Here is a 21,483-nt window from a genome sequence, read left to right as displayed (position 1 = left end):
ATGGCTTACGTATTTAGGTCTTCTATAAGATATAATACGTAAGATTCTTCTAGAATGATATCCGCCCGGCGCACCTCGCCGGGACTTTCCACGCATTCTTGTTACCAACAAGTATCTACGCACAAGCCCCCGCCCATGGCAGAGTCAGTTCAAAAACCGGCAGAACAGCAGGAATCGTTCTTCATCCTTGGCCTCACCAGCAATGGCAGGCAGTTCCGTCCCAGCGACTGGGCCGAGCGCCTGTGCGGCGTGATGTCCTGCTTCAAGCCGGAAGGCTACGGCGGCGGACGCGACTCCCACTTGCAGTTTTCTCCGTATGTCACGCCGACGGTGGTCAACGGCGTCAAGTCGGTGGTCGTCAACGGCAAGTTGCGCGCCCTCGAACCGCTGGCGTACCACTTCGTGATCTCCTTCGCCAAGGACAACGACCTGCAGATGGTCGACGCCTGCCTGGTGCCGGAAAAATAAGCAATAAAACACGTAGGGCGGATTAGCGCAGCGTAATCCGCCACGCTCCGCCGACGGCTCATGCATGGCGGATTACGGCGTTCCGCCTAATCCGCCCTACGTGTCTCCGTGCTCTATCCCGCGCCGCTGGCCGCCGGTATCCTTAAGCCTCCCCTCAGAAAAATTTCGTTTTTGCCACTACCCACGTCGGCGGGTCGGGGCTATGCTGCCTGTTCATCCGTTTTTAGCGAGACACCATGAACAACAGCCGTTTGAAACACGCCGTCGTCGCCAGCATGATGCTGTGCGGCCTGTCCTTCGTCGCCACGGGCAGCGCCTGGGCGGCGACTGCCACCGCCACCACCGCCAAGACGCCCGCCACCGCCGCCGTCAAGCTGCCGGCCGGCGTCGTCAAGGGACCGTCGGTGGAGGGCATCACCGAGTACCGGCTGCCCAACGGCTTGAAAGTGCTGCTGTTCCCCGACGCCTCCAAGCCGACCGTCACCGTCAACGTCACCTACCTGGTCGGCTCGCGCCACGAGAACTACGGCGAGACCGGCATGGCCCACCTGCTCGAACACATGCTGTTCAAAGGCTCGCCGAAGAACCGCAGCATCCCGCAGGAATTCGCCAACCGCGGCATGGACTTCAACGGCACCACCTCGTTCGACCGCACCAACTACTACGAGGTGTTCCAGGCCAGCCCGGAGAACCTGAAGTGGGCGCTGGACATGGAGGCCGACCGCATGGTGAACTCCTTCGTCGCCCGCAAGGACCTGGACTCCGAAATGACGGTGGTGCGCAACGAGTACGAGAGCGGCGAAAACAGCCCGTTCGGCGTGCTGCTCAAGCGCATGGAGAGCGTCGCCTACGACTGGCACAGCTACGGGCGCGACACCATCGGCAACCGCAGCGACATCGAGAACGTCAAGATCGACAACCTGCAAGCCTTCTACCGCACCTACTACCAGCCTGACAACGCGGTGCTGCTGGTGGCCGGCAAATTCGACCCGGCGCAAACGCTGGCGTGGATCGGCAAATCGTTCGGCGCGATCCCGAAACCGAAGCGCGCGCTGCCGCCGTTCTGGACGGTCGAACCGACCCAGGACGGCGAGCGCAGTTTCGTCGTGCGCCGCAAGGGCGACATGCAGCTGGTGGTCCTCGGCTACAAGATCCCTTCCGCGCTGCAGGAGGACAGCGACGCGCTCAGTTTCATGTCCGAGATCCTCGGCGACACGCCGACCGGCCGCCTGCACAAGGCGCTGGTGGAAACCGGCAAGGCGGCCGAGGTCTTCAGCTTCCCCCAGACCGGGTACGCGCCCGGCCTGCAATTGATCGGCGCCGTGGTCAAGGCGGGCGAGCCGCTGGAGCCGGTGCGCGACGCACTGATCGCGGCGGTCGAGGGCTTCGCCAAGACGCCGCCGACAGCCGAGGAAATGGAGCGCGTGCGCCGCAACGTCGCCAATGGCATCGAGAAGTCGCTCAACGATCCGCAAAAGGTGGGCGTGACCTTGTCCGAGGAGATCGCGCTGGGCGACTGGCGCCTGCTGTTCCTGGACCGCGACAAGCTGCCGACGATCACGGCGGAGCAGGTCAGCGCGGCCGCCGCGCGCTACCTGAAGCGCGACAACCGCACCGTCGGCACCTTCATCCCGGAGGACAATCCGCTACGCGCCGACATCCCCGCCGCGCCGAGCGTGGCCGAGGTGATGAAGGACTTCAAAGGCAAGGACAGCGTGCTGACGTCGGAGGTGTTCGATCCGAGCCAGGACAACATCAACGCCCGCACCGAGATCAAGACCATCGGCGGCTTGCGGGTGGCGCTGCTGCCGAAGAAGAATCGCGGCGAAGCGGTATCGGTCAACATGTCGCTGCACTGGGGCGACGAGAAGAACCTGTTCAACACCAACGCCGTCGCCGCCGCCGCCAGCGCAATGCTGATGCGCGGCACCGACAAGTTCACGCGCGAGCAATTATCCGACGCCTTCGCCAAGCTGAAAATCTCCGGCGGCCCGTTCAACTTCGAGACCACCGGTCCGAATCTGGACGCGGCGCTGCGGCTGGCCGCGCACGTGGTGAAGGACGCCAGCTTCCCGGCGGCGGAGTTCGAGCAGCTGCGCCAGCAATGGCTGGTCGGGATTGAAGCATCGCGCAACGAACCGCAGTCGCTGGCCAGCACGGAAATGGACCTGTACTTCAACCAATACCCGAAAGGCGACGTGCGCGAGGCGGTGTCGGTGGACGAGCAACTGGCGCAGGTCAAAGCGCTCAAGCTGGAAGACGTGGTGGCTTTCCACCGCAAATACTACGGCGCCAATCATGGCGAAATCGCCGTTGTCGGCGATTTCGATAAGGCCGTGATCAGCAAAACCATCGAAGACGTGTTCTCGGGCTGGGACAGCAAGGTGTCCTACGCACCGATCACCCGCGTCAACGCCGACAAGGCGCCGATCGTCAAAATGATCAACGCGCCGGAAAAGGAAAACGGCTTCTATGCCGCGCGCCTCAACCTCGATTTGAACGTCAACGATCCGGACTATCCGCTGCTGGACCTGGCCAACTACATTTTCGGCGACGGCGGTTTGAAATCGCGGCTGATGGACCGCATCCGCCAGAAGGACGGCCTGTCGTACGGCGGCGGCACCGGCTTGCAGGCAGGCGAAATCGACCGCGCCGGCCGCTTCGAGGTCAGTGCCATCGCCGCGCCGCAGAATCTGAACAAGCTGCAGTCGGCGATCAGGGAAGAGCTGGACCGTGCGGTGAAAGAGGGCTTCACGGCGGCGGAACTGGCGGGCGCCAAATCCGGCCTGCTGCAGCAGCGCATCCAGAACCGTTCCAAGGACGCGGTGGTGGCCGCCGGCTGGACGCGCAACCTGTACCTGAACCGCACCTACAGCTGGAGCAAGGAATACGAGGACAAGCTGCGCGCCGCGACCTTGGCGCAAGTCAACGCCGCCTTCCGCAAGGCGGTCGACCCGGCCAAGCTGACGGTGGTGGTGGCCGGCGACGAAGCCAAAGCGAAGAAATAAAACTCCGGGGTCAGGTCCACCATTTCTACACGAGCTGGACCGTAGACCGGAAAAATCGCCCGTTTGCCTGGCCAACAGCCGGGTTCGTGTAGAAATGGTGGACCTGACCCCGGATCATGTACTATCATTAGTTACATGAGACGAGACAGCAAACTATCTTCCATCCTGCACGTGCTGCTGCACATGGCGCACGCCGACCGGCCGTTCACCTCGGACGAGCTGGCCGGCTTCCTCGGCACCAACCCGGTGCTGGTGCGCCGCGTGCTGGCCGGCCTGCGCGAGCGCGGCTACGTCGGTTCCGACAAGGGCCACGGCGGCGGCTGGAGCATCACCTGCGACCTGCGCCAGGTAACCCTGCGCGATATCTACGAGGCGGTCGGCTCGCCCACCGTGTTCGCGATGGGGAACCGCACCGAGCAACCTGAATGCCTGGTGGAGCGCGCCGTCAACGACGCGCTCTCCAGCGCCTTCGACGAGGCCGAGGCTTTGCTGATCGAGCGTTTCAAGGACGTCACGCTGGCCGATTTGTCGGCCCGCTTCAACGACGAATTCGCCAAGCACAAAGGAGCCTCCCATGCACACCCAACATCCGGGCACTGAGTTCGACGTCATCGTCGTCGGCGGCAGCTATGCCGGCTTGTCGGCGGCGATGCAGCTGGCGCGCGCCCGCCGCCGCATCCTGGTGATCGACGCCGGCCAGCGCCGCAACCGCTACGCCCAGCATTCACACGGCTTTCTCGGCCAAGATGGGCGGGAGGCGGCCGCCATCGCCGCCGACGGCCGCGCGCAGTTGATGAAGTATCCGACCGTGCGCTGGATCGAGGGCTCGGCGCGCCAGGCGCAGCGCCTGGAGCAGGGCTTCCGCGTGACGCTGCATGACGGCGCCGTCTACAACGCGCAGCGGCTGGTGCTGGCCACCGGCGTGGTCGACGAACTGCCGCCGGTGCCCGGCCTGGCCGAGCGCTGGGGTGGCACGGTGTTCCACTGTCCTTATTGCCATGGCTATGAGTTGATGGAGGGGCGCATCGGCGTGCTGGCCACCGGTCCGCTGTCGATGCATCACGCGATGATGCTGCCCGATTGGGGGCAGGTGACGTTGATACTTAACGGCGTCTTCGAGCCGGATGCGGAGCAACTGGCGTCGCTGGAGCGGCGCGGCGTGGCGATCGAGCGCACGCCGGTCAAGGCCATCACGGGCCATGCGACGGTTGAATTGCGCGATGGCCGTTCGCTGGAGATGGCCGGCTTGTTCGTTGTCAGCCGCACCCATAGCGGCAGTCCGCTGGCCGAGCAGCTGGGGTGCGGGATGGAGCAGGGGCCGATGGGCATGTACGTGCGCACCGATGCGATGAAGGCGACCAGCGTCGCCGGCGTGTACGTGTGTGGTGATGCCGCGCGCATGGCCGGCAGTGTGGCGCTGGCGGCCGCCGATGGCACGCTGGCCGGCGTGGCGGCGCATCAGTCGCTGATCTTCGGGGCGTCCGCGGCTGCGGCTTGATTTGGTGGCGGCTCGCAGATGGCGGATTACGCCTTCGGCTAATCCGCCCTACGTGTCACCACGGATGATCGCATTGACCCTAAGCTCCGCCAGCGGCTCAACCGCCGCCACCGCAACGCTCACGCCGCGTTAAGCTCCGCCACAAAATCGTACAGATCCCCGCGAAAATACGACCGGCAAAATTCCACCGCGCGGCCGTCCCGTAAAAAACCCAAACGCTCCACCGCCAACCCGGCGTCCCCGACGCGCGCCTGCAGCAGCGCCGCCTGTTCCTCGTCGAGCAGCAGCGCGCTCAGTCGCTGCAGCGCGCGCACCGGCCGGTTGTGCGCGTGCTCCAGCGCCTCGTACATCGACACCTGCACCGCGTCGAGCGATGGCAGGCAGGCCGCGACGATGGTCGCGTGCTCGATACACATCGGGATATCGTCGGCGTAGCGGATGCGGTGGAACCGGTACACCGCCGCCCCGGGACCGAGCCGCAACCTGAGCGCCTCCTCCGGCGTGACCGTTCCCTCCGACCGCTTGAGCCATACGCTGCGCGGCGTGCGTCCGCGCGCCCGCATGTCCTCCGAAAACGATGTCAGCTTGGCGAAGTTCTTTTCGATCCGGGTGTTGATGAAGTTCCCCGAGCCGGGCCGGCGCACCAGCAAGCCTTCGTCCACCAGGCCGTCGATGGCCTTCCTGACCGTGATGCGCGAGATCGCGAGATCGGCGGCAAGCTGGCGCTCGGCCGGCAGCGCTTGCTCCGGCCCGAACAGCCGCTGGTCGATGGCCGTGCGCAGCGCCCGCTGCAGGCGCTGGTACAGCGGCTGGCCGCCGGCCTGGCCGTGCATGATTTCCGCAAGCGATGTCATCCGTTCATCCCCCTCGTCGGTGCTGTGTCCGTTTCGATAATACCAAAAAGAACCACCGTTCTGGTATTGCACTGGTTTTACTCTGGACCACACCTTCTCATAGATGCTCCTCTGCAAAGAACTGGGAATTGGTATGTGTACTTCGCACAACATATGAAAATATTATGGTAATTGGTAGTATTCTGGTATTGGCGTTGAGGTATATTGGCGTTGAATTGGTTTGTATGAGGTTGCAAAAAGGGATCTGTACGACATCGCGGCGGCGATGGACCGGGGAACTGATCTACGTTAAACAGCACGGGCCTTCTAATAAAAACAGGCCGCAATCAAGGGGGAGTAAATGAAAGAGAATCTGCCAGGTAAGAAGAACATGCCGCGCGGCGCGGTCGAGCAGTTGACGCCGATCGCGGCGGCGGTCGGTCTGATGGTGCTGGGCATGTCGTGGTCGGCCCAGGCCCAAGCTCAGGCGCAACCGGCGGCCAATGCCGGCAAGAAGGACGGCGAGGAAATGCAAACCGTCCAGGTGCAGGGCATTCGTGCGGCCCTGCAACAGTCGCTGAACCAGAAGAAGAACGCCGAGTCGCACCTGGAGGTGATCACGGCCGAAGACATCGGCAAGATGCCCGATAAAAACGTCGCCGACTCGCTGCAGCGCGTGGCCGGCGTCAACGTCAGCAACGCCGGCGCCAGCGAGGGCGGCTTCGACGAGAACGACCGCGTGTCGATGCGCGGCACCAACCCCAACCTGACCCAGACGCTGTTCAACGGCCACAACGTGGCTTCCGGCGACTGGTTCATCCTGAACCAGACCACCCAGGTCGGCCGCAGCGTCAGCTACACGCTGGTGCCGTCGGAGCTGGTCGGCTCGGTGGTCGTGCATAAGAGCTCGGAGGCGAGCCTGGTCGAGGGCGGCGTGGCCGGTTCGGTCGACATCATCAGCCGCAAGCCGCTCGAGTTCAAGGACAACTTCACCGGCGAAGTGTCGCTGGGCGCGGTGTACGCCGACCTGCCGAAGAAGACCGATCCCCAATTCAGCGCCCTGATGAACTGGAAGAACGAGCAGAAGACCTTTGGCGCCTTGCTGCAGGTGTTCTCGGAGGAGCGCCACCTGCGCCGCGACGGCCAGGAGGCGCTGTCCTACGACAAAATCCTGCCCACCAGCCAGATGGCGAAAGACCACCCCGATCTGGCCAACGCCTACTATCCCGGCTTCCTGGGCGCGTCGCTGTTCCAGCAGGAGCGCAAGCGCCGTGGCGGTTTGATCGACCTGCAATTCAAGCCTAGCCGCGACTTGAACTTCGACCTGACCGGTTTCAGCTCGACCCTCAAGGCCTCCAACACCAACGACAACTATCTGCTCAACGGCGGCGCCATCATCAACCAGGGCAGCGGCCAGGCGCCGCTGCCGGGCTATGTGGTCACCACCAAGAACGGCGTCAAGACCCTGGTGAGCGCGAACTTCGCGCCGGTGGCGGGCACCAACTACAACGAGTACGACCAGATCTCGCGTCCCGGCGCCGAGGCGACCGCCAAGTTCCTCGCGCTGGACGGCAAATGGCGCGCCGCCGAGAACCTGACCTTCTACGGCAAGGCCGGCACCTCCAAGGGCGAGGGCAAGACGCCGACCCAGGACGTCATCGCGTGGAACGGCGCCACCGGCACCGGCGCGTCGTATAAGTTGAACGGCACCGGCACGGCGGCCGACTTCTCCTTCAATAACAACCCGGCGGCGACGCCCGGCACCGACGCCACCAGCGGTTTTAGCTGGATGTTCGGCGACCAGAATGTCACCGTCACCGACAAGGAAAAATGGGCACAGCTGGACGGCGACTTCCAGCTCGAAGCCGGTCCGCTCAAGCTGCTCAAGTTCGGCGTGCGCGGCGCGAACCACGACCGCTATTCGGACAACGTGGTCGGCCAGGGCCCGACCTGCTCGACCCGCACCGACGCGGCGGGCGGTCCCGGCTTCTTCTGGGCGGCGCCGCTGCCTAGCCAGTACAGCTGCATCAACGGCGCCAACTCGCCGTACAACCCGGCCAACTGGCCGGCGGCGGCCGGATCGTATCCGTCGAATTACGCCAGCGGCCTGGGTGGCACCTTCCCGCGCGGGATCTTCCGCTACACGGCCGACCAGTTGGCGGCGTTCTCCAAGCTGTACGCCAACCGCGCCACCGATGGCACGCGCGAGGACTTCGGCAATGAGTTCAACCTGAAGGAAAAGAACCGCGCCGCCTATGTGCAGGGTAACTTCGAGGGCGAGGGTTGGAGCGGCAACGTCGGCGTGCGCTATGTGCAGACCAAGGAGCGCGCCGTCAGCAACGTCGGCATGCCGGGCGATACGCCGGCCGGCCAGCCGGGCGTGGTCTACACGTCGGCGTTCGGCATCTTCAAGCCGACCACCGTCGAACACACCTATAACGACTATCTGCCGAGCGCCAACCTGCGCCTGGAACTGAACAAGGACCTGGTGGCCCGCTTCGCGCTGTCGCGCACCATGACGCGTCCGGACTTCTCGTCGCTGGTTGGCACCTTCACCCTGACGCCGCCGGCCACCAAGGGCGGTGTCGGTTCCGGTTCGGGCGGCAATCCGGATCTGAAGCCGATCACGTCGAATAACTTCGACGCCTCGCTGGAGTACTACTTCGCGCCGCGTTCGCTGGTGTCGGCCAGTGTCTACTACATGAACCTGACCAATTACATCGGCCAGGGCACCCGAGTGGGCACCTACCGCACCTACACCGAGGCGACCAAGATCACCGATCCGAATGGTTTCGACGCGCAGTACCTGATCTCCTCGCCGATTAACAGCAAGGGCAAGGTCAAGGGCATCGAACTGTCGTACCAGCAGCCGCTGTTCGGCTACTTCGGCATCGACGGCAACGCCACCTTCACCAACGCCAGCGACAGCAGCGGCGCCAAGGTGCTCGGCTCGTCGAAGCAGACCTACAACGCCAGCGCGTTCTACGAGGACGAGCGTTTCAACGCCCGCCTGACGTACAGCTATCGTTCGGATTCCTACGTCGGCCTCGATCGCGGCACGGAGTTCAACCAGGTCGGCATGGGGTATCTGAACGCGTCGCTGGGCTACAAGTTCAACGACAAGATCGGCTTCACGCTGGATATGCGTAACCTGAACGATCCCAAGCTGAAGTACTACGCGTTGAATGAAGACCAGCCACGTTCGGTCTACAAGAACGGCCGCCAGTTCTTCCTGACGATGCGCGTCAAGTACTAAACCGAATCCGACCCGGCGTTTGGACGCCGGGTCGATACGGATATACTGTGCCGATGCACCCAACTCCGCAACCGATACCCGAGTGGCGCGACGTCGACGCCCGCGTCTTCCACGAGCAGATACTGCCGCTGCACCGTCCCGCCGTGCTGCGCGGCGTGGTGCGCGATTGGCCCGTCGTCGCGCACGCGCTGCGCTCGCCCGAGGCGGTCGGCGGCTATCTCAAATCCCTCGACAGCGGCGCCGATGTCAACGCCATCATGACGCCGCCCGCCGCGCAGGGGCTGGTGACCTACAGCGACGATGTCAGCGCGTTCAGCTTCGTGCGCAACCGCCTGCCGCTATCGAGCGTCATCGATCAGCTGATGCGCTACCTGCCGGCCGGCGCTCGCGCGCCCGCGCTGGCGGCGCAAAGCGCGGTCGTCGCCGAATGCCTGCCGGGCTTTTTGGCGGAGAACCAGCTGCCGTTGCTGGGGGCAGAGGTGCAACCGCGCATCTGGCTGGGCAATCACATCACGGTGCCGGCGCACTTCGACGAGGCGCACAATATCGCCGCTTGCGTCAGCGGGCGGCGGCGCTTCACCTTGTTCCCGCCCGAGCAGGTCGGCAATCTGTATGTCGGCCCGCTCGATTACACGCCGGCCGGCGCGCCGATCAGCATGGCCTCGCGCGCGCAACCGGACTTCGACAAATACCCGCGCTTCCGCGATGCGCTGGCGGCGGCGCAGGTGGCCGAGCTGGAGCCGGGCGACGCGATCTACATTCCCGCCATCTGGTGGCACCAGGTCGAATCGATCGGCCATCTGAACATCCTGGTCAATTACTGGTGGGGTGGGTCGCACACCGCCAATGACCGCGGCATGTCGCCGTCGAACGCGCTGATGCACTGCCTGTTGAACATGAAGGACCTGGAGCCGTCGGTGCTGCAGGCCTGGCGCGCGATCTTCGAGCATTATGTATTCGATTCCGATCCACAGCGGTTGGAGCATATCCCCGGGCAGCGGCGCGGCGCGCTGGGGGCGATGTCGCCCGAAGAGGTGCGCCGCCTCAAGGACGCGCTGATCGCGCAGCTGCAAAAATAATCACACTGGAGGTAGCATGAAGTTATCAGCCGGCGCAGCGGTCATCGCAGCGTTGTTGTCATCAACCGCCACGGCGGACGAAGTGGTCGGCTATTACCCCGGCTGGAAATCGGCGGACTATCCCGTCACCGCGGCCAATGTCGATGCCGGCAAGCTGACCATGGCGCTGTATGCGTTTATCGACGTGTGCTGGGACGGCAAGCATGGCAACCCCGAGCCGTCCATCAATGACGAGGCGCCATGCCAGGACGCCGCCGGCGATCCGGCATCGGCCAACGGCGCGCTGGTGTTCCGCGACGCCGTCTCGGACGGCGCCAATCTGCGCGCGCTGGTGGCGCTGAAGAAGCGGCATCCGAAGTTCAAGGTGGTGGTGTCGGTCGGGGGCTGGAATTGGTCGAACCGGTTTTCGGATGTCGCCGATTCGGCGTCGGCGCGGGCCAATTTCGTCGCCTCGTCGGTGAAGCTGATGCGCCGTTTCGGTTTGGACGGCATCGACATCGACTGGGAATATCCGACCGACGTCGGCGTGCCGTGCGTGGCGGGCAGGGTGTGTGTGCGGCCGCAGGACAAGCCGAACTACATCAAGCTGGTGCGCGAGCTGCGCACCGCCTTCGACGCGGCTGGCAAGAAGGACGGCAAGCATTACAGCGTCACCATCGCGTCGGGCGCCAACGCCAACTTCGTCAATGACGGCGCGGCGGGCAGCGCCTGGATCAAGGAGCTGGCGCAAAGCCTCGACTGGATCAACATCATGACGTACGACTACCACGCGCCGTGGGAGAAAAGCACGGGACACCTGGCGGCGCTGGGCGCGGATCCGAAAGATCCGGTCGCGTCCAAGGGCTTGTACGCGGAGGCGTCGGTGCAGCGTTATCTCGACGCCGGCATCGGGGCGGACAAGCTGGTGATGGGCGTGCCGTTTTACGGGTATGGCTGGAAGGATTGCGCGCCGGGTCCGGCGGGCGATGGCCAGTATCAGCTGTGCGAAGGCGGCGCGACCGGCGGCGCCGGTGGCGGCAACGCGTATGGCTTCAGCCATCTGCTCAAGCAGGGGATCTTGACGCCGGCGTTCGAGGGCGGCAACGGCTACAGGCGCTATTGGAACGCCTCGGCCAAGGTGCCGTACCTGTATAACGCCAAGGAGAAGATCTGGATCACGTACGAGGACCAGGACTCGCTGAAGGGGAAGGCGCGCTTCATCAAGTCGAAGAAGCTGCGCGGAGCGATGTTCTGGGAGTTGAGCGCCGACGGCGAGCATCAGCTGCTGCAAACGCTGTCGTCGGCGATGAAACGTTGAACGCGAGGGGCGCGAATTGCAAGGTGTTGCTTAAATAGGTTTTATTAAAGTTAATAATATTTTTTTGGAAATACTCTTTATAATTCCCTGGCATTTGCCGTGTTGAAAGATTAAACTTTTTTGGAGGAATTATGAATAGAGTATCAGCAAGATTGCTCGCGTTTTGCATGCTGTTTTGGGTGGCGGTATCGGCCCATGCGGAGTACGCGGTCGTGCACGGCGACAACGTCGATTATTACTACGACACGAGGGTCTATAGCGCGCCGACGGTGGTTGGCAACCTGGTGGAATTCGACATTAGCATGCATTCGCAAGCGGGCTATCCCACCGCCTACCGTAGCGACTATTTCCAGATCTACGCGACGTCGCACACGGGCTATGTATTGAACGGGGGCATGACGATCGGTATCGAGGGAACGATGCAATGGCCGAGCAGCAGCTCGGTGGGCGCGCTGGACGCCAATGCCAGAATCAGCCTCAGCACCTTCTTGTACTCCGGTACCGCCTCCGGCGTGGATCATCAGTTTTATCCTACCGATCTTAGCAGCTTCAATAGCCACGCCGAGGCGGTTGTCAACCCGACGGGCAATTTCGACACCTCCGGCACCTACAGCGGCTATGCTGTCGCCGGCGCCACTGGCCTTTACCACACGCTTGGCCTGATCAACATCGCTGAAATCAGCACCGACAACAACCTGAATGCGCTGGTCACCCTCGACAAGCTGCGATTCGATCTCGGCACGCAGATTGCCGCTCCGGTCCCGGAGGCGGACAGCTACCTGATGATGGCGGCTGGTTTGTTGATGGTTGGCGCCACCCTCAAGCTGCGCAAGCGTCAGGGATAAGCTAAAAAAGCTCGAAAAAAATGCCGGCTTCAAGCCGGCATTTTTGACATCGCGCCGCGTTTACTTGGCGGCTGCCGCAGGTTTGTTCTGATACATGATCCAGTAGCGCGCCAGATCGCCACGGCCGTCGTTGCCGGTGATCGTTTCCAGCAGCTTGACCGATTCATCCTTCTTGCCGGCCAGCGCCAGCGCGTAACCCAGGCGCAGTTTGGCGTCTTCAGGATTCTTCGACACGCCTTTGGCGATACCTTGCTTCATCAAGTCGATACCCTTGTCGAACTGGCCCAGGGTGATGAAGTTGTAACCCAGGTTGACCAGGCCCACGCCGTCCTTCGACTTCTGCGCGGCGGCGACGCCGGAATCGATGTTCTTGGCATCGTCCGCGGCGCCCTTGTTGGCGTTGTCGCGGATCTTCTGGATCGCGGCTTTGTCTTTGCCCGCCGGGATGGCGCCCGGATAAGCCTTGTCCATCGCGATTTTACCTTCGGTGAAGAAGCCGCCCAGCACCGCCAATTCGGCCTGTTCGACGTAGTCCTCAGGCTCCATCTTCGACGGCGCGGCGACGGCCTTCAGGCGCGCCATGTCCAGGTCCAGGCGTGGAGCGTAGGTCTTCTTGCCGCGGGTGCGGTTCAGCAGGTCGAACCAGTAGTCTTCCGACGGGTAGTAGCGCACCAGCTCTTCGATCGCCTGCAGATACAGGTCGGTGTCCTTCAGCTTGATGCCGACGTTACCCAGCAAATTGAGTTCGTCCTTGCTCGGCGGGGTGCCGGCTTTTTTCGCCGCGTCGATATCCTTCAGCACTTCGGTCTTGGCGGTGGCGAAGTCGTTCTTCAGGAACTACGAGCGCACGATGTATTGACGCTGCTTGGCGGTGTCGCCCGATTCGGTGCCGTAGCGGTTGAACCAGGTGATGGCCTTGTCGTAGTCCTTGATGGAGCTGTAGTAGATGCCGCCGACGGCGTCGATGAAGCGCAGTTTGTCTTCCTGCTTCAGACGGCCCGAATCGATCATCGCTTCCAGCGCCTTCAAGGTCAGTTCGTTGTTGCCGCTCGCCTGGCCCAGTTGCACGCGCATCTGGTTCAGCACAAACGATTCGTAAGGCGTCAGGTTCGGCGCGGCGGCGGCGCTGTCGATGCGGGTCTGGTATTCCTGGAAGTTCTTGGCGTCGAGCAGAGGCTTGGTTTGCGCCGGGTCGATCAGTTTGTAGATTTCGGGACGGACCGCATCCTTCGGCGCTTCGGCGGCGGCTTTTTCTTTTTCCTTGTCCTGCGCGTGGGCGGCGGTCACACCCAGCATGGCCGGTACCGCGTTCAGACCGATGGCGGCCAGGATCAGACTAATACGAGCGAGACGAAAATGGGACATGTTTAATCCTTCAATCAAAGACATGAGATGGCCGGCGCCGAACCTGAAACGCCATGCCGTCGCTATTGGAGTTGTGTTATGGGCCGCGCTGCGCGCAATCCGGCAAACCGCACATTCTACGATCCCTTTCCGGGAAGTAAAAGGGCGCGCCGGTCAAACCAACGTATTGTTACATAAATCATGGTTGATGCGCTTAATTCAAGTGTGCGCCGCCGGCGCGCAAGCGCTTACCCGGCATGGGCCGGCTGCGCCACCGCTTCCGCTTCCCGCTGCGGGCGCGCGGTCATCGGAATGATCTGCGACAGGACGGCGACCGGGATCGCGCACAGCATCACCCAGACGAAGAAATGGCGGTAGCCGAGGGCGATCTGGATGTCGCCGCTGAATAATTTGAACAGGACAAAACCGAGCTGCATGATGCCGGTGGCGAAGGCGTAGTGCGCGGTCTGATATTTGCCCGGCGCGACCACCTGCATCATGTACAGGATCAGGCCGACGAAGCCGAAGCCGTAGCCGAACATTTCGACGCTGAGCGCCGCGCCGATCACCGTCAGGTCGGTCGGCTGGAAGTGCGACAGCAGATAGAAGGCGGCGTTGGGCAGGTTGACCGCGAGGATCAGCCACAGGATGGCGCGTTTGAGGCTGAGCCACGAGGTGAAGTAGCCGCCGGCGATGCTGCCGACGACGAAAGCGACCGTGCCCACGGTGCCGTAGACGGCGCCCACTTCGGCGGTGGAAAGTCCCAGTCCGCCCAGCGCGCGCGCCTCCCGCAGGAACAGGGGGCCGATCGACTGCACCTGCGCCTCGCCGGCGCGGAACAAAATGATGAACAGGATCGAGATCCAGATGCCGGGCTTCCTGAAGAACTCCACGATCACCTGCCACAGCGTGCGGGCGATGGCGGCGGCGTTGGTGTCGGCGCTCATGTCGTTTTTCGCCAGCGGCAGCGCCCAGCTGTTGTACAGGCCAAGGCCGACCATCAGCGCGGCCAGGATGCAGAAGCAGATGGTCCACGCCGGGACCACGCCCAGCGTCTTTTCGAAGTGGCCGGCCAGCAGCAGCAGGCCGCCGGTGGTGAAGAATTTGCCGGCGTTGAAGAAGGTGCCGGTCCAGCCGGCGTATTGGGCCTGGCCTTTTTCATCGAGGCTGGTGATGTACAAGCCGTCGCAGGCGATATCGTGGGTGGCGGCGGAGATCGCGACCAGCGTGAGCATCGCCATGCAGGCGGCGAACCAGAACGGCGCGTGCAGCGCCAGCGCGACCCCGCCCAGGCATACGCCGCCGAGGATCTGGAAACCGACGACCACCAGCTTTTTGCTGCTGGCCAGTTCCAGGAAGGGACTCCACAACGGCTTGAACACCCAGGCGAAGCCGATCAAGCCGGTCCAGTGATTGAGCTCGTCGTTGGGCACGCCCATGCTCTTTAACATCTGGTTGGCGACGATGGCCACCGCGAAGAACGGCAGGCCTTGCGCCAGATAGAGGCTGGGCACCCAGAACTTCGGGTTGCGGATGTTTGGCTGGTTGTGGTCCACTGAGGTCGTCCCCGGATTTTTATTATTCGAAGCCTGGCACCGGCGCGCGGCCTGTCGCTTCCCGCTCGCCGCGCAGCCAGCTGTTGACCGCGTCCAGCGCCGGCTTGGCGAAGCCGTAGGTCAGCAGCGCGGGCGCCTGGATGTCCAGCGCCTGGTACGGATTCCACAGCGCCAGGTGCAGGTCCGGGCGCCACGTCGCGCGCGCATGCTCGCCGTAGCGCAGGCGCGAGGTCGACGCCAGTATCGTGAAGCTGCCGTCGCGGGGCAGGGCGCTCCAGTCGAAGCGCTCGGCGTCGGCGAAGGTCACCAGTTCGACGTCGTACAGGCGGCGCAGCGACGCGGCCACCGTTTCGGCCGGCACGCCCGCTTCCGACACGCCGTCGCTGACGACGTCCTGGCGCACCACCAGGCGCACATGCGCGCCCTTGGCCGGACGGCGTGGCTGGCCGTAGGCCGTCAGCGCGCGGCACCAGCCTTCGGCCATCACTTCGCGGTCGGCGGCGTCTTCCTTGTACGAGCGCGGTTTGCACGGATAGGCCAGCGCCAGCGCGGACAGGCGTTCGAGGCGCAGCCGCACGTCGTCCACAGTCAGTTCGCCGCTCGCCAGCGCCGCCGCGATGGAGTCGAGTGTCTCGTTCTGCGTTTCCGGGGTGCCGAGCGCCATGACCATGTCGGCGCCGGCGGTCAGCGCCCGCACGGCCGCGTTGCCGACGCCGTAGCGGCCGGCGATGGCGTGCATGTCCATGCCGTCGGTGATGACGACGCCTTTGTACTTCCATTCGTCGCGCAGCAGGCCGGTGAGGATGCGGCGCGACATCGTGGCAGGATAGTCCGGGTCCAAGGTCGGATAGACGATGTGCGCGGTCATCATCGCCGGCGCGGCGCCGGAGGCGATGCGGAACGGCGCCAGTTCGAGGCGGTCCAGTTCCGCCAAAGGCTTGTCCACGGTCGGCAGGTCGCGGTGCGAATCGACGTTGGTGTCGCCATGTCCGGGGAAGTGCTTGACGCAGCAGGCCACGCCTTCCGAATGGCTGCCGGCCATCCACGCCATCGCCAGTTCGGCGGCGCGTCCGGCTTCGGCGCCGAAGGAACGCTCGGCGATGACCGGGTTGTGCGGATTGTTATTCAGGTCCAGCACCGGCGCGAAGTTCCAGTTGAAGCCCAGGGCCTTGACGGCGCGCGCCACGGCGGCGCCGGTGCGGTAGGCCAGGTCGGTGTCGTCGGCCGCGCCCAGGCCCATGGCCGCCGGCGGCGCCGGCACCCAGGTCGAGCGCACCACGGCGCCGCCTTCCTGGTCGATGCCGATCAGCGATTCCGGCCCCATGACCGCGCGCAGGTCGGCGGTCAGTTTGCCCAGTTGTTCGGAGTCGGTCATGTTGCCGCGGAAAAGGCAGACGGCGCGGATGCCGTTCGTCTTCAGGAATTCGGCGGTGGCCGCGTCCAGCACCGTGCCGGGGAAGCGGATCATGATCAGTTGGCCGGCGATCTTGCGCAGTTCGTCGTGGGTTTGGGTCATTTTGCGGTTCCGTTCATGTCACGATAATGCCTGCTTGAACCCGCACGGCGGCATACCGGGGTCGGACCCCACTGGGTCCGACCCCATGCGGTTGGGGCGGCGGCGCGGCTCACTCGTCGTGTTCTCAATTGGTTTTGGTGACTTTGCTCAGGTGGCGCGGCGCGTCCGGGTCCATGCCGCGCGCCGCCGACAGTTTCGCCGCCATCACGTAGAAGGTCTGGATCGCCACGATCGGGTCGAGGTCCGGCGTTGCCGCCACCGGCAAGGTCAGGTCACGCTCGGCCACGTCGGCCGGTGCCGCCAGCAGCACGCGCGCGCCGCGTCCGCGCATCTCGCTCGCCAGCTGCAGCAGGCCGGCTTGCGTCGGGCCGCGCGTGGCGAAGATCACCAGCGGGTAGCCTTCTTCGATCAGCGCCATCGGACCGTGCTTGATTTCCGCGCCGCTGAAGGCCTCCGCCTGCAGCGCCGAGGTTTCCTTGAACTTCAGCGAGGCTTCCAGCGCGACGGGGAAGCTGATGCCGCGTCCGACGACCATGATGTTGCGGGCCGGCGCCAGCACCTCCAGCGCCGGCGACCAGTCCTCGGTGGTGGCCGCGCGCAGCGAGTCGGGCAGCGCCTGCAGGCCGGCCAGCAGCTCCGGATCGTTCTGCCACGCGGCCACCAGGCGGGCGCCGGCCACCAGGCTGGTGATGAAGCTCTTGGTCGCGGCCACGCTTTGCTCCTTGCCGGCGCGCAGCGGCATCGCCCATTCGGCGGCGTGCGCCAGCGGCGAATCGATATCGTTGACCAGCGCGATGGTGGTGGCGCCGCCGTCGCGGAAGTACTTGATCGGCTCGACCACGTCCGGGCTTTGGCCGGACTGCGAGATCGAGATCGCCAGCGTGTCGCGGGTGATCAGCGGCGATTTGTTCAACGTCACCAGCGACATCGGCAGCGAGGCGACCACGCGTCCGAGGCGCGCCATGATCAGGTAGGCCGCGTAGGCGCAGGCGTGGTCCGACGAACCGCGCGCGATCGTCAGCGCGGTGGAGAACGAGGTGCTCCTCAATTTGCGGCCCAGCTCCGCGTAACGGTCGCCGTCGTGGGCCAGTTGCAGGGCCACGCAATCAGCGGCGGACAGGGCTTCTTTCAACATCATTGAGGTCACAACAATTCTCCTTCGATATAGACGGCTTTGAGGTTAAGGTCACGGTCGAGCACCACCAGGTCGGCGTAGGCGCCCGGGGCCACGCGGCCGCGTTCCTGCAGGCCGAGATAATCGGCCGCATACGTCGAGACCCGCGCCGAGGCGTCCGCCAGATCGAGGCCGAGTCCGACCAGGTTGCGCAGCGCCTGGTCCATGGTGAGGGTGCTGCCGGCCAGCGTGCCGTCGGGCAGGCGCACGCCGCCCATGCACTTCATGACGACCTGGCGGCCCAGCATATATTCGCCGTCCGGCATGCCGGTGGCGGAGGTGGAATCGGTCACGCAGTACAGGCGCGGAATGCAGCGCAGCGCGGTCTTGATGGCGCCGGGGTGCACGTGCAGCAGGTCCGGTATCAGCTCGGCGTACTGCGCGTGCGCCAGCGCGGCGCCGACCATGCCCGGCTCGCGGTGGTGCAGGCCGGTCATGGCGTTGAACAGGTGGGTGAAGCCGTGGGCGCCGTTCTCCAGCGCCGCCTTGCCGTCCTCGTAGGAGCCCAGCGTGTGGCCGATCTGCACCCGCATGCCGGCGTCGGACAGTTCCTTGACCAGCGCCAGGTGGCCTTCGATTTCCGGCGCGACGGTGATCAGCTTCAAAGGCGCCAGCGTTTCGAGGCGTTCGACATCGGCCAGCTTGGCCGAGCGCGCGTAGTTGGGCTGGGCACCGAGCTTGCCGGAGTTGATGTATGGGCCTTCGAGGTGGGCGCCGAGCACGCGCGCCTCGCCTTTGCCGCGTTGGGCGGCGGCGTTGCCGATGCCGGCCAGCGCGATGTCGATGTCCTCGGGCGGCGCCGTCATCGTCGTCGCCAGCATGCTGGTGGTGCCGTGGCGGGCGTGGATGGCGGCGATGGTGTGGACCGCGTCGCCGCCTTCCATCACGTCCTTGCCGCCGCCGCCGTGCACGTGCAGGTCGATGAAGCCGGGGATGATGTAGTCGTCGGCATTGAGCGCCGGATCGACGCCGCCGCCGGTGATGGCGACCACGCGTTCGTCGAATGTGACCTCGCCGTGGACCCAGCCCGCCGACGTGAGGATGTTACCTTTGATTGCACTGCTCATCTGCGCGACTCCGCTACGAATTCATAATAATCACTTCGGCAAAACGAGTGGGTCAGTTCCACCGCCGCGCCGTTGTCGAGATAACTGACGCGGGTGATGTGCAGCATCGCCGCACCCGTGGGTATGTTGGCCAGGCGCGCCTGTTCCACGCTGGCGTTGACGGCGCGGATATGTTGCAGCGCGCGCATCGGAATCGTGCCCTTCGATTCCAGATAGCCGTACAGCGAATCGGTCACGCTGTGCGGATTGGGCATGTACTGGGCGGGGATGGTGGTCGTCTCGATCGCCATCACCACATCGTCGGCGGTGCGCAGGCGCTTCAGGCGCGCCACCGGCATGTTGGGCGAAAGGCCGAGCGACAGCACCTCGACCGGCGAGGCCACGCCGAGGTCGCGCTGCAGCCAGCGCGAGCCGGCGGTGAAGCCGCGCTCGCGCAGCTCCTCCGAAAAGCTGGTCAGGCGCGACAAGGGCTGCTCCAGTTTCGGCGTGATGTAGGTGCCCGAGCCGCGCTTGCGGGTCAGCATGCCGCGTTCGCACAGCATGTCGATCGCCTTGCGGGCGGTGACGCGCGAGATATTGAGCATCTCCGACAGCACGCGCTCCGAGGGCAAGGCCTCGTTGGCGCGCCACTCGCCGTTGACGATACCGTCGGACAGCTTGTTCGCCAGCTGCATGTACAGCGGCGTATCGCTGCCGGCGTCCGGCTCGAAGTCTCTCAACTGGGCTAGCACGGGCTACTCCTTCAATCGTTGTTGGATCAGCCGCAGCGCGCCGGCCGCCGAATCGCCCTGCGGCGCCACGCTGCGCGCCAGGACCGCCGCCGGCAGGTAGGGGCGCAACGGCGCACCGAGGCCGCCGCACAACGCGATCGGCAGCGCGCCGCTCGGATCGAGCGCGTTGGCCATCAACTCCACCTCGCGGCCGGCGTCGAGCAGGATGGCGCGCGCGGTGGGATTGGACTCGCCATGGCGCAGCACCACGCGCGCCAGCTGCGCGTATTGGGTCTGCGTGGCTTTGGCCAGCCAGTTCTGCACCGCGTCGCGCGCCTCGGTGGCGTTCGCGCCTTGCGCGGCGCCGCAGGCCTGGGCGACATCGGTGGCGAAGGCGTTGGCCTGCATGCGGCCGTCGAGCACCTGCTGCAGATGGTTGGCCGCGCGCAGTCCCATCCAGGCGCCGCTGGCCTCGTCGCCGGCGGGGAAGCCCCAGCCGCCCATTTCGATATGCGGGCCGTGCGCCGGTTTGACCTCGCCGACGCTGCCGGTGCCCAGCGCGATGATGGCGCCAGGCTGGCCGGCGTGCGCGCCGAGCACGGTGGTATGGCCGTCCGACTCCAGCGCCAGGCGCGCGTAGCCGGGATTGGCGGCGACGAACGCGGCCGCCCACTGGCGATTGTGCACGCCGGCCATGCCCAGGCCGATGGCGATGGCCGACTTGGACGGGAAAGCCAGGCCGGCGGCGTCGAAGGCTTTGCTGGCCGCGTCGTCGACGGCGGCCCAGGCGCCGGCGATGCCGTGCGACAGGGCGGAGGGACCGCTGGTGCCGGTTGCCAGTTCGACGCCGTCGGCGCGCGCCAGGCGAACCCTGGTGCCGCTACCGCCGCCGTCGACGCCGAGTAAAAATTCGATCATGTGTATCCGAAAACGCTATCGGTGGGAATCCGGCCTGGCCGGGTGGTGAGGGCACTATATGGTTGGCAAACCAGCTTGTCAACAGGTATTTAACTGGTATTATAAAATATCGAAGTGGACTGGCGTTGTCGGGCTGATATGTGTTTGTAACTACCTGTTTTTAATAGGGATTGGCGAATCGGGCGGAGCGGGGTGGTGCATGGTTGATGCATGCCACTTTGGTCTGGCTTTGGTAGGGAGGGCGCTGCAGGGAGTACACTAGCGCTTTGGTAGACATTTAAAGGTAAGACAATGACTGAGTATTGGGACGACTGGCAGCGCGAAGCGTTGGCTGCCGGCGTAAAGGCGCCGCTGGCCAAGCTGGGGATGGAAGTGTTGAAGACGCACCGCAAGAACCGCTGGCCTTCGCACTTTCTGGGCCGCATGGAAGATGGGCCGATGATGATCGAGATGTGCCTGGAAGAGCCGGACGAGACGGAGCTGCTGTTCATCGAGAACCTGCATCCGTACGACGACAAGTTAATTGCCGCCACCAAGAAGCGCCTCTGCTTCGACTAAAAGCACTTGTGCCACGTAGGGCGGATTAGGCGGAACGCCGTAATCCGCCATGAGCCGTCGGCGGCGCTTGGCGGATTACGCTACGCTAATCCGCCCTACGAGGTTGTGAATTTTTCGATTTCCTGTCCTGGTCCGGTAGACGATGTCCGGCTCGATGGCATTTGCCGCCAGGTGATGTTTTACACCGGCGAAAAGTTGTTTTACTTGTTTGGAGATGCCTTGGAAGGCATTTGAGAGGGTAAGGCGGAGGGATTGTGCGGTGCTGCGGTTTTAGAAGGCGTTTTTTGCCAGGGGCGTGCTCAACAGCATTGGTGCGAGCGCCACCGTACGCATCAGGTTGTGCGCCAACGCGAACA

Annotated in this window: 18 protein-coding genes; 9 read left to right on the top strand and 9 right to left on the bottom strand. The window is 64.3% G+C overall.

The window, feature by feature from the left end; translation table 11 throughout:
* The first annotated feature begins 135 nt into the window (after window positions 1–135).
* From JOD97_RS28260 to JOD97_RS28245, 4 genes are all read left to right on the top strand, one after another.
* Window positions 136–468: a DUF3579 domain-containing protein gene (locus JOD97_RS28260; protein ID WP_090315719.1), complete on the top strand. Its 333-nt coding sequence runs from the start codon at window positions 136–138 to the stop codon at window positions 466–468.
* Window positions 469–704: 236 nt separating this feature from the next.
* Window positions 705–3,476, top strand: a complete 2,772-nt coding sequence (locus tag JOD97_RS28255; RefSeq protein WP_209725934.1) for a pitrilysin family protein — start codon at window positions 705–707, stop codon at window positions 3,474–3,476.
* Between the two features lie 135 nt (window positions 3,477–3,611).
* Complete coding sequence (locus JOD97_RS28250) at window positions 3,612–4,076, top strand: Rrf2 family transcriptional regulator (RefSeq protein WP_209725932.1); 465 nt, start codon at window positions 3,612–3,614, stop codon at window positions 4,074–4,076.
* Complete coding sequence (locus tag JOD97_RS28245; RefSeq protein WP_209725930.1) at window positions 4,051–4,974, top strand: NAD(P)/FAD-dependent oxidoreductase; 924 nt, start codon at window positions 4,051–4,053, stop codon at window positions 4,972–4,974. The genes JOD97_RS28250 and JOD97_RS28245 overlap by 26 nt, the downstream gene beginning before the upstream one ends.
* Window positions 4,975–5,093: 119 nt before the next feature.
* Here the strand turns inward: JOD97_RS28245 and JOD97_RS28240 are convergent, their stop codons facing one another.
* Complete coding sequence (locus JOD97_RS28240; protein ID WP_209725928.1) at window positions 5,094–5,828, bottom strand: GntR family transcriptional regulator; 735 nt, start codon at window positions 5,826–5,828, stop codon at window positions 5,094–5,096.
* 340 nt (window positions 5,829–6,168) lie between these two features.
* On the opposite strand from JOD97_RS28240, the gene JOD97_RS28235 reads away from it, so the two are divergent.
* From JOD97_RS28235 to JOD97_RS28220, 4 genes are all read left to right on the top strand, one after another.
* Window positions 6,169–9,063, top strand: a complete 2,895-nt coding sequence (locus tag JOD97_RS28235) for a TonB-dependent receptor (RefSeq protein ID WP_229264788.1) — start codon at window positions 6,169–6,171, stop codon at window positions 9,061–9,063.
* A gap of 53 nt (window positions 9,064–9,116) precedes the next feature.
* Entirely contained in the window at window positions 9,117–10,142 is a 1,026-nt protein-coding gene (locus JOD97_RS28230; RefSeq protein WP_209725926.1) for a cupin-like domain-containing protein, read from the top strand.
* A 16-nt stretch (window positions 10,143–10,158) separates the two neighbouring features.
* Complete coding sequence (locus JOD97_RS28225; RefSeq protein WP_209725924.1) at window positions 10,159–11,439, top strand: glycoside hydrolase family 18 protein; 1,281 nt, start codon at window positions 10,159–10,161, stop codon at window positions 11,437–11,439.
* 131 nt (window positions 11,440–11,570) lie between these two features.
* A complete protein-coding gene (locus JOD97_RS28220) occupies window positions 11,571–12,284 on the top strand; it encodes a hypothetical protein (protein WP_209725922.1) in 714 nt (237 codons plus the stop codon).
* A 60-nt stretch (window positions 12,285–12,344) separates the two neighbouring features.
* Here JOD97_RS28220 and JOD97_RS32845 read toward each other — a convergent pair whose 3' ends face one another.
* From JOD97_RS32845 to JOD97_RS28185, 8 genes are all read right to left on the bottom strand, one after another.
* Entirely contained in the window at window positions 12,345–13,085 is a 741-nt protein-coding gene (locus tag JOD97_RS32845) for a hypothetical protein (RefSeq protein WP_229264787.1), read from the bottom strand.
* 36 nt (window positions 13,086–13,121) lie between these two features.
* Complete coding sequence (locus tag JOD97_RS32840; protein WP_229264786.1) at window positions 13,122–13,649, bottom strand: hypothetical protein; 528 nt, start codon at window positions 13,647–13,649, stop codon at window positions 13,122–13,124.
* A gap of 227 nt (window positions 13,650–13,876) precedes the next feature.
* Entirely contained in the window at window positions 13,877–15,184 is a 1,308-nt protein-coding gene (locus JOD97_RS28210) for an MFS transporter (RefSeq protein WP_209725920.1), read from the bottom strand.
* Window positions 15,185–15,206: 22 nt separating this feature from the next.
* Window positions 15,207–16,700: a glycoside hydrolase family 3 protein gene (locus JOD97_RS28205; protein ID WP_209725918.1), complete on the bottom strand. Its 1,494-nt coding sequence runs from the start codon at window positions 16,698–16,700 to the stop codon at window positions 15,207–15,209.
* A gap of 124 nt (window positions 16,701–16,824) precedes the next feature.
* Window positions 16,825–17,838, bottom strand: a complete 1,014-nt coding sequence (locus JOD97_RS28200; protein ID WP_209726307.1) for an SIS domain-containing protein — start codon at window positions 17,836–17,838, stop codon at window positions 16,825–16,827.
* A 5-nt stretch (window positions 17,839–17,843) separates the two neighbouring features.
* Entirely contained in the window at window positions 17,844–18,941 is a 1,098-nt protein-coding gene (nagA, locus tag JOD97_RS28195; protein ID WP_209725916.1) for an N-acetylglucosamine-6-phosphate deacetylase, read from the bottom strand.
* The gene (locus JOD97_RS28190; RefSeq protein ID WP_229264805.1) at window positions 18,938–19,615 is read right to left on the bottom strand and encodes a GntR family transcriptional regulator; all 678 of its coding nucleotides are present in this window, start codon (window positions 19,613–19,615) and stop codon (window positions 18,938–18,940) included. The genes nagA and JOD97_RS28190 overlap by 4 nt, the downstream gene beginning before the upstream one ends.
* Before the next feature lie 60 nt (window positions 19,616–19,675).
* Window positions 19,676–20,569: a BadF/BadG/BcrA/BcrD ATPase family protein gene (locus tag JOD97_RS28185; protein WP_209725912.1), complete on the bottom strand. Its 894-nt coding sequence runs from the start codon at window positions 20,567–20,569 to the stop codon at window positions 19,676–19,678.
* A 291-nt stretch (window positions 20,570–20,860) separates the two neighbouring features.
* Here JOD97_RS28185 and JOD97_RS28180 point away from each other — a divergent pair, with 291 nt between their 5' ends.
* Window positions 20,861–21,127: a hypothetical protein gene (locus JOD97_RS28180; RefSeq protein WP_209725910.1), complete on the top strand. Its 267-nt coding sequence runs from the start codon at window positions 20,861–20,863 to the stop codon at window positions 21,125–21,127.
* Window positions 21,128–21,483 lie beyond the last annotated feature (356 nt).

Origin of the sequence: Duganella sp. 1411 (assembly GCF_017833525.1) — a bacterium.
In the GTDB taxonomy this organism is placed as follows: Bacteria; Pseudomonadota; Gammaproteobacteria; order Burkholderiales; family Burkholderiaceae_D; genus Rugamonas.
The sequence above is the reverse complement of the archived record's forward strand: the minus strand, read 5'-3'. Positions and strand labels throughout refer to the sequence as shown.

Bases quoted from the DNA above. Each gene is read 5' to 3' on its own strand.
- JOD97_RS28255 (WP_209725934.1), top strand. From the start codon at position 705: ATGAACAACAGCCGTTTGAAACACGCCGTCGTCGCCAGCATGATGCTG.
- JOD97_RS28200 (WP_209726307.1), bottom strand. From the start codon at position 17,838: ATGATGTTGAAAGAAGCCCTGTCCGCCGCTGATTGCGTGGCCCTGCAA.
- JOD97_RS28240 (WP_209725928.1), bottom strand. From the start codon at position 5,828: ATGACATCGCTTGCGGAAATCATGCACGGCCAGGCCGGCGGCCAGCCG.
- JOD97_RS28245 (WP_209725930.1), top strand. From the start codon at position 4,051: ATGCACACCCAACATCCGGGCACTGAGTTCGACGTCATCGTCGTCGGC.
- JOD97_RS28190 (WP_229264805.1), bottom strand. From the start codon at position 19,615: ATGCAGCTGGCGAACAAGCTGTCCGACGGTATCGTCAACGGCGAGTGG.
- JOD97_RS28205 (WP_209725918.1), bottom strand. From the start codon at position 16,700: ATGACCCAAACCCACGACGAACTGCGCAAGATCGCCGGCCAACTGATC.
- JOD97_RS32840 (WP_229264786.1), bottom strand. From the start codon at position 13,649: ATGTCCCATTTTCGTCTCGCTCGTATTAGTCTGATCCTGGCCGCCATC.
- JOD97_RS28220 (WP_209725922.1), top strand. From the start codon at position 11,571: ATGAATAGAGTATCAGCAAGATTGCTCGCGTTTTGCATGCTGTTTTGG.
- nagA (WP_209725916.1), bottom strand. From the start codon at position 18,941: ATGAGCAGTGCAATCAAAGGTAACATCCTCACGTCGGCGGGCTGGGTC.
- JOD97_RS28235 (WP_229264788.1), top strand. From the start codon at position 6,169: ATGAAAGAGAATCTGCCAGGTAAGAAGAACATGCCGCGCGGCGCGGTC.
- JOD97_RS28250 (WP_209725932.1), top strand. From the start codon at position 3,612: ATGAGACGAGACAGCAAACTATCTTCCATCCTGCACGTGCTGCTGCAC.
- JOD97_RS28185 (WP_209725912.1), bottom strand. From the start codon at position 20,569: ATGATCGAATTTTTACTCGGCGTCGACGGCGGCGGTAGCGGCACCAGG.
- JOD97_RS28225 (WP_209725924.1), top strand. From the start codon at position 10,159: ATGAAGTTATCAGCCGGCGCAGCGGTCATCGCAGCGTTGTTGTCATCA.
- JOD97_RS28260 (WP_090315719.1), top strand. From the start codon at position 136: ATGGCAGAGTCAGTTCAAAAACCGGCAGAACAGCAGGAATCGTTCTTC.
- JOD97_RS28230 (WP_209725926.1), top strand. From the start codon at position 9,117: ATGCACCCAACTCCGCAACCGATACCCGAGTGGCGCGACGTCGACGCC.
- JOD97_RS28180 (WP_209725910.1), top strand. From the start codon at position 20,861: ATGACTGAGTATTGGGACGACTGGCAGCGCGAAGCGTTGGCTGCCGGC.